Origin of the sequence: Blastococcus sp. DSM 46786, assembly GCF_900109665.1 — a bacterium.
Lineage (GTDB): Bacteria > Actinomycetota > Actinomycetes > Mycobacteriales > Geodermatophilaceae > Blastococcus > Blastococcus carthaginiensis.
The window spans coordinates 1-5,988 of the sequence record NZ_FOAO01000040.1 but is presented as its reverse complement, the minus strand read 5'-3'; the positions used below and the strand labels follow the sequence as shown (position 1 = coordinate 5,988).

The following is a 5,988-nucleotide window of genomic DNA, read 5'->3' as shown; positions in this document are numbered from 1 at the left end:
CGGAGGACACCACGGGCACGCCGACCACCCCACCCGGGGACGGCGGCACGACCAGCGAGCCGACCACCCCGCCGGAGGACGACGGCGGCACGACCAGCGAGCCGACCACGCCCTCCGGCGATGGCGGCGGGGGCGAGGTGACCGCACCGCCCGCGGACGAGGACGAATCCGACGAAGCCGACGAGGACGACGAGGACGACGACGAGGTGGCGGTCACCGAGCGCGAGGGGGCCGGTGGGGTGTCACCCGCCGCCCGGGTCTGAGCCCTCAGAGCAGCCGGTCGAGGTCGTCCGGTCCTGGTCCGGTACCGCCGGAGTCGGGCAGCGGCGAGGACTCGGGGACGTCGTCGTCCGGAGGTTCGGGGGTCACCGGACCCTCGGCGTAGAGGGTGTCGGGGTCCTGGGGATCCATCTCGCGCGGCACGGACCGCGACTACCCGGGGTGACCGCGGCGAACCCGGCCGCGGGAGCTCAGGTGCCGCAGAACGTGCGGTACGCCCCGAAGTCCTGCGGGGCGGGCGCCGCGTAGCGCTCGAGCCCGGGCCGCTCGTCGAACGGGGTGGTCACGGCCTCCAGGAGCCGGCCGACGGGTGCGAGGTCGCCGTCGGTCGCCGCGTCGAGGGCCTCCTCGACGAGGTGGTTGCGCGGGATGTAGGCGGGGTTGACGCGGTCCGTCGCCGCGGCGTCGGGGTCGAGCGCCCGCCAGCGGTCCAGCCAGCCGTCGATGCCGGCGAGGTCGAGGAAGAGCAGGCGCAGCCGCTCGACGTCGCCCCGGGCGGCCGCCCCCAGCGAGCGGAATGCCGAGGTGAGGTCGACGTGGTCGCGGGCGAGCAGGGTGAGCAGCTCCTCGGCCAGCTCCCGGACCACCGCGTCGTCGGTGCCGGCGGGCAGGCCGAGCTTCGCCTGCATGCCGGCGGTCCACGCGGCCTGGTAGCGCGGGGCGAACCCGCGCAGCGACTCGACGGCGAGCGACACCGCCTGCTCCTGGTCGGCCGACAGCAGCGGGAGGAGCGCCTCCGCGAGCCGCGCCAGGTTCCACTCGGCGACCACCGGCTGGTTGCCGTAGGCGTACCGCCCGCTGTGGTCGATCGAGCTGTAGACGGTGGCCGGGTCGTAGGCGTCGAGGAAGGCGCACGGACCGTAGTCGATGGTCTCGCCCGAGATGGTCGTGTTGTCGGTGTTCATGACGCCGTGCACGAACCCGACCAGCATCCAGCGGGCGATCAGTTCGGCCTGGGCGGCCACCACCGCGTCGAACAGGGCGAGGTAGGGGTTCTCGGCGCCGGCGGCGTGCGGGTGGTGGCGGGCGATGGCGTGGTCGGCCAGGCGGCGCAGCAGGTCGACGTCGCCGAGCACGGTGGCGTACTGGAAGCTGCCCACCCGCAGGTGGCTGCCGGCCACGCGCGCGAGGACCGCACCGGGCAGCAGCGTCTCGCGGTGCACGGCGCGGCCGGTCGCCACGACGGCCAGGGCGCGGGTCGTCGGGATGCCCAGGGCGTGCATCGCCTCGCTGACCACGTACTCGCGCAGCATCGGGCCGACCGCGGCCAGGCCGTCACCCCCGCGGGCGAAGGGCGTGCGGCCCGAGCCCTTGAGGTGCAGGTCGCGCAGCGATCCGTCGGCGCCGGTGAGCTCGCCGAGCAGCAGCGCGCGGCCGTCGCCCAGGCGCGGGGTGAACCCGCCGAACTGGTGCCCGGCGTAGGCCTGCGCCACCGGGTTGGCCCCGTCGGGGGGCTGGGTGCCGACCAGAAGCCGGACGCCGTCGGGGCCGCGCAGCGCGGCGACGTCGAGGTTCAGCTCCGCGGCCAGCGGCTCGTTGAGCAGCAGCAGCCGGGGGTCGGGCGCCTCGTCGGCCCGCCAGGGGACCGCCAGCTCCGGGAGGGCCCGCGCGAAGCGGTCGTCCAGGGACACGGTCCGAGCCGGCGCGGAGGTCACGCCTCCGAGGGTACGAGCCGGCCGGGACACCGGCTGGGGACGATCAGGCGCTGATGATGTCGCGGCGCTGCAGCCGGACCCGGCGGCGCTCGCGCTCCGAGAGGCCGCCCCAGATGCCGAAGCGCTCGTCGTTGGCCAAGGCGAACTCCAGGCACTCGGCGCGCACCGGGCAGCCGGTGCAGACGCGCTTGGCGTCCCGGGTGGAGCCGCCCTTCTCCGGGAAGAACGCCTCCGGGTCGGTCTCGGCGCACAGCGCGTCCAGCCGCCACGAGTCGTCGGACTCCACCGGGGCCGGCCAGGCGGCGGCGTCGAGCGGCGGGAAGGCGGTGAAGGCGTCGACGGGGGCGCGGTGCTCGGCCTCGGTCGCGGAACCGGGGACCAGGGTGAGCACGGGGCGGGAGAGGGAAGGCACGGGAAGCTCCTCGGAGGACGGTCGTGGCAGGCGCGGTGACGGACTGGTACGGCCTGCTTGCTACCTGTGACGTTACGGAGCCGGGGCCGGATCGGCACTGGCAGAACCCGTACGAAACCGTCTCGTCCGATTGGGCAGATGTGTGGCTACCCGACCCGCCGGTGGGTGCCCGGCAGGGGGGCCCGTGCACGCTGCCTAGCCTCCGGGGGTGTCCGGAGCGCACCTGACCCTCCCGCTGGCGGGCGAGAACCCCGTCGTCACCGATCCGATCTCGTGGCAGCAGGGCGTCCAAGCCCTGGTCGTACTCGTCCTGGGCATCGTCCTGGCCGCCGTCGTCCGCCGGGGGATGGTCCGCGCCATCGACCGCGAGGGCAGCCGCCACGTCGGCGTGGTCGTCGGCCGCTTCGCCGGCGTGGTGATCGTCGCGGTGGCCGCCGTGTACGCCCTCGACCTGCTCGGCGTGCGCATCGGCCCGCTGGTGGGCGCCCTCGGCGTCGGCGGGATCGCGATCGCCTTCGCCGCGCAGGACATCCTGCAGAACTTCATCGCCGGCGTCCTCCTGCAGGTCCGCCGTCCCTTCCGGGTGGGGGAGCAGATCGGCAGCGGCGACCACGAGGGGACCGTCGAGGACGTCAACCTGCGCACCACCGTGCTGGCCACCTACGACGGGCTGGTGGTGTACCTGCCGAACGCCGAGGTGCTCAAGCAGCCGATCGTCAACTACACCCGGACGCCGCTGAGCCGCACCTCGCTGACCGTCGGTCTGCCCTACGACGCCGACCTCGAGCGGGCGCGGCAGGTGCTGCTGGCCGCCTGCCTGGACACCGCCGAGGTGCAGGCGAGCCCGCCGCCCGAGGTGTGGGTGGAGGAGTTCGCGGACTCATCGGTCAACGTGGCGGTCCGCTACTGGCACCCGGCCGACATCGCCAGCCGGTGGCGGGTGCGCAGCGCGGTGGCCGTCTCGGTGAAGTCGGCGCTGGACGCGGCCGGCATCTCCATCCCCTTCCCGCAGCGGGTGCTCTGGTTCCCCGAGGGCACGGGTGCAGGAGGACCTGCGGGGGACGGGAGCGGAGGACCCGGCTGATCAGCCGCGGCGGGTGCGTCCGCGGGGGCCGCCCTGCCGCCCGCCGAGCGCCCGGCCCGCCGCCCGGCCCGCGGTCCGCCGGCCCCCGCCGACGGGCCGGCGCTCGCGCTCGCTCTCGCGCCGGCCGGCCGGCGCGCTGCAGGGCCGGCAGGTGGTGAACCAGGGCGCGATCGCGTTCCCGCACTCCACGCACTTCCCGGACCGGCCCAGGGCGATGGCGTCGGGGAGCAGCTCGGTGATCATCTCCGCGCACTCCTCCTCGACCCACGCGGCGTCCTCGCTGTCCAGGTCGGCGACGCCGGGGAACTGGCGCAGCAGGGTCTGGGCGTCCCGGGCGGCCGCCGCCGCCTGCTCGTACTCCTCGACGGTGCCCCCGCGCGGGACATCGGGCAGCACGGTCTCCGGCGGGACCGGGAGGCCGACGGCGTGCTGCAGGGCGGCCCGCGCGAGCACCAGCCAGCGGGTGCGCCGCGGCGGGTTGTAGTCGATGGCGAGGTTCACCAGCCGCCACACGGTGTTCAGGTCGCCGGCCGCGCCCAGCGGGCCGCGCAGCAGCGGGAGCAGGGCGTGCACCCGGAGGACGAGGCTCGTGACGTCGTCGGCGGTCATCGCCTGGTCACGGGTCGCGGCCCGGGCCCAGGCCATCCAGCGGGTCAGCGCCTCGGGGAGGTCGACCGCCTCGAAGGCACCGAGGTCCTCGAGCTCGGGCCGCAGCCGGGGGGCGCGCTTGGGGAGGTCGCTCATCTCGTCGCCCCGGGCGACGGCGGCACCGGCGCCGACCAGCGCCGCCACCGGCTTGAGTCCGCTGACGCCGATCAGGATGCCGGCGGCGCCGTGGCCGGTGAGGCCGTAGCGTCCGGCCCGCCCGGCGATCTGGGCGGCCTCCCAGGTGCGCAACGGGCGCATCTCCTGGCCGTCGTACTTGGTCGTCTCGGCGAAGAGCACGGTGGTGGCCGGCACGTTGATGCCGTGGCCGATCACGTCGGTGGTGACCAGGACGTCGAGCTCGCCGCTGGTGAACCGCTCGATCACCTCGCGCCGGGTGGCCGGGGGCAGCGCCCCGTAGAGAACGCCCACCTTGCCCGGGCGGTGCTGGTCGAGCTCGGCGGCGACCGCGTAGACGGCCTTGCGGGAGAAGGCGACGACGAGGGTCTGCGGCCGCACGCTCGTTGGCCGCACCGGCGCGCGGAGGACGTCCAGCCGCGACAGCCGCTTGTGGTTGACGACCTCGACGTGCTCCGCGTCGGAGACCAGTGGCTTCAGGACCAGGTACGCCTCGGCCGCGGAGATCAGGTGCATCCGGCGGTACTCGCCGGTGAGCAGGAGCCGCGCCCAGTGGTGCCCGCGGTCGGGGTCGGTGACCCAGTGGGCCTCGTCGAGCACCAGCATCTCGCCGCGGTCGGGGGCCTTCTCCACGGTGCAGCACACGATGGGCGCGAAGGGGTCGATCTCCTCCTCACCCGTCGACAGGCCCACGGTGCCCTCGGGCAGCTGCGCCGAGAGCTTGGCGTAGGCCTCGTGCGCGAGCTGCCGGAGCGGGGCGGCGTAGACGCCGGAGCCGGTCGCGGCCAGGGCCTGGAGGGACTCGTAGGTCTTGCCGGAGTTGGTCGGGCCGAGGTGGAAGACGACCTGCTCCGGCCGGGTGGCGCGGGCGGGCAGCTCCGGTGCAGCGCCTTCCACCCAGCTCTGCTGGGCACGCTTCTCCTCGCGGGCGGCGGCGCGGTCGGTCTCGCGGGCGGCGGCGCGGTCGGTCTCGCGGGCGGCGGCCCGCTTCTCCTCGCGGGCGGCGGTGCGGTCGGTGCCGAGCGCGACGGCGCGATCGGTCCCGTGGGCGGCAGCGCTGTCAGTTCCGCGCGCCGCGGCCAGGCGGGTGGCGGATCGGTTCCGCCGGCGGGCGGGCGCGGGCTGGTGGTCGTGCTCGGGCAAGCGTGATCCTCGAGGGCTCGGGGGCAGGTGCGCGCCTCTGCCGAGCCGCGTCGTCACCTGAGCCAACACCGAGGGTCACCGATCCATGCCCGCGGGGGTCGCCAGTGGCTCCGGCGGACGGCACGCGGAGACGGACCGGCCCGATGATGCCGGTCATCGCCGGAGCGCCACCTGAGCGAACGCGTCGGCTCAGGCGCTCACGAGTGCCCGTCCGGTGGCCGACCTGTCGATGCTGCTCAGCCGGCGCGGGAGTTGGCCGGTTCTGCGGTGATGCGGGGGAGGATGAGGATCTCGGTGCCGTCGGGCCGCCAGGTGCGCCATCGGCCGTCGGGTTGGCGTTCGATCCGGAAGCCGTGGTGGATCTTGGTGTGATGCCGTTCGCACAGGAGCGCGCAGTTGCCGAGGTTGGTCTGGCCGCCGTCGATCCAGTGGATGAGGTGGTGGACGTCGCACCAGTGGGCGGGGGCGTCGCAGCCGGTGAAGACGCAGCCGCGGTCGCGGGCGTCCAGGGCGCGGCGCAGCGGGGGTGGGGAGATCCGTTGGCGGCGGCCGTAGTCCAGCACTTCACCGTCGGGGCCGATGACGATGCGGCTGACGTTGCCGTCGCAGGCCAGCCAGCGGGCGCGGGCGGC

6 protein-coding genes and 1 pseudogene are annotated in these 5,988 nt (G+C 75.1%); 2 read left to right on the top strand and 5 right to left on the bottom strand.

The features are described from left to right. Window positions 1–263, top strand: a pseudogene (locus BMW62_RS22890) (hypothetical protein); the annotation flags it as partial. Between the two features lie 4 nt (window positions 264–267). Here BMW62_RS22890 and BMW62_RS22885 read toward each other — a convergent pair. From BMW62_RS22885 to BMW62_RS21905, 3 genes are read right to left on the bottom strand one after another with little or no spacing between them, the layout of a single operon-like run. Continuing rightward, window positions 268–423 (bottom strand): hypothetical protein, encoded by a 156-nt coding sequence (locus BMW62_RS22885; RefSeq protein ID WP_170852522.1) that lies wholly within the window; start codon window positions 421–423, stop codon window positions 268–270. A 47-nt stretch (window positions 424–470) separates the two neighbouring features. After that, complete coding sequence (locus BMW62_RS21910) at window positions 471–1,934, bottom strand: protein adenylyltransferase SelO (RefSeq protein ID WP_091935801.1); 1,464 nt, start codon at window positions 1,932–1,934, stop codon at window positions 471–473. 43 nt (window positions 1,935–1,977) lie between these two features. Next, window positions 1,978–2,220: a WhiB family transcriptional regulator gene (locus tag BMW62_RS21905; protein WP_170852524.1), complete on the bottom strand. Its 243-nt coding sequence runs from the start codon at window positions 2,218–2,220 to the stop codon at window positions 1,978–1,980. A 334-nt stretch (window positions 2,221–2,554) separates the two neighbouring features. On the opposite strand from BMW62_RS21905, the gene BMW62_RS21900 reads away from it, so the two are divergent. Then, window positions 2,555–3,430, top strand: a complete 876-nt coding sequence (locus BMW62_RS21900) for a mechanosensitive ion channel family protein (protein WP_091935796.1) — start codon at window positions 2,555–2,557, stop codon at window positions 3,428–3,430. Here the strand turns inward: BMW62_RS21900 and BMW62_RS21895 are convergent, their stop codons facing one another. Further along, window positions 3,431–5,356: a helicase-related protein gene (locus BMW62_RS21895; protein ID WP_244524220.1), complete on the bottom strand. Its 1,926-nt coding sequence runs from the start codon at window positions 5,354–5,356 to the stop codon at window positions 3,431–3,433. Window positions 5,357–5,592: 236 nt separating this feature from the next. After that, window positions 5,593–5,988 (bottom strand): HNH endonuclease signature motif containing protein (locus tag BMW62_RS21890; protein WP_139206364.1); only part of this gene is annotated, 396 nt, incomplete at its 5' end.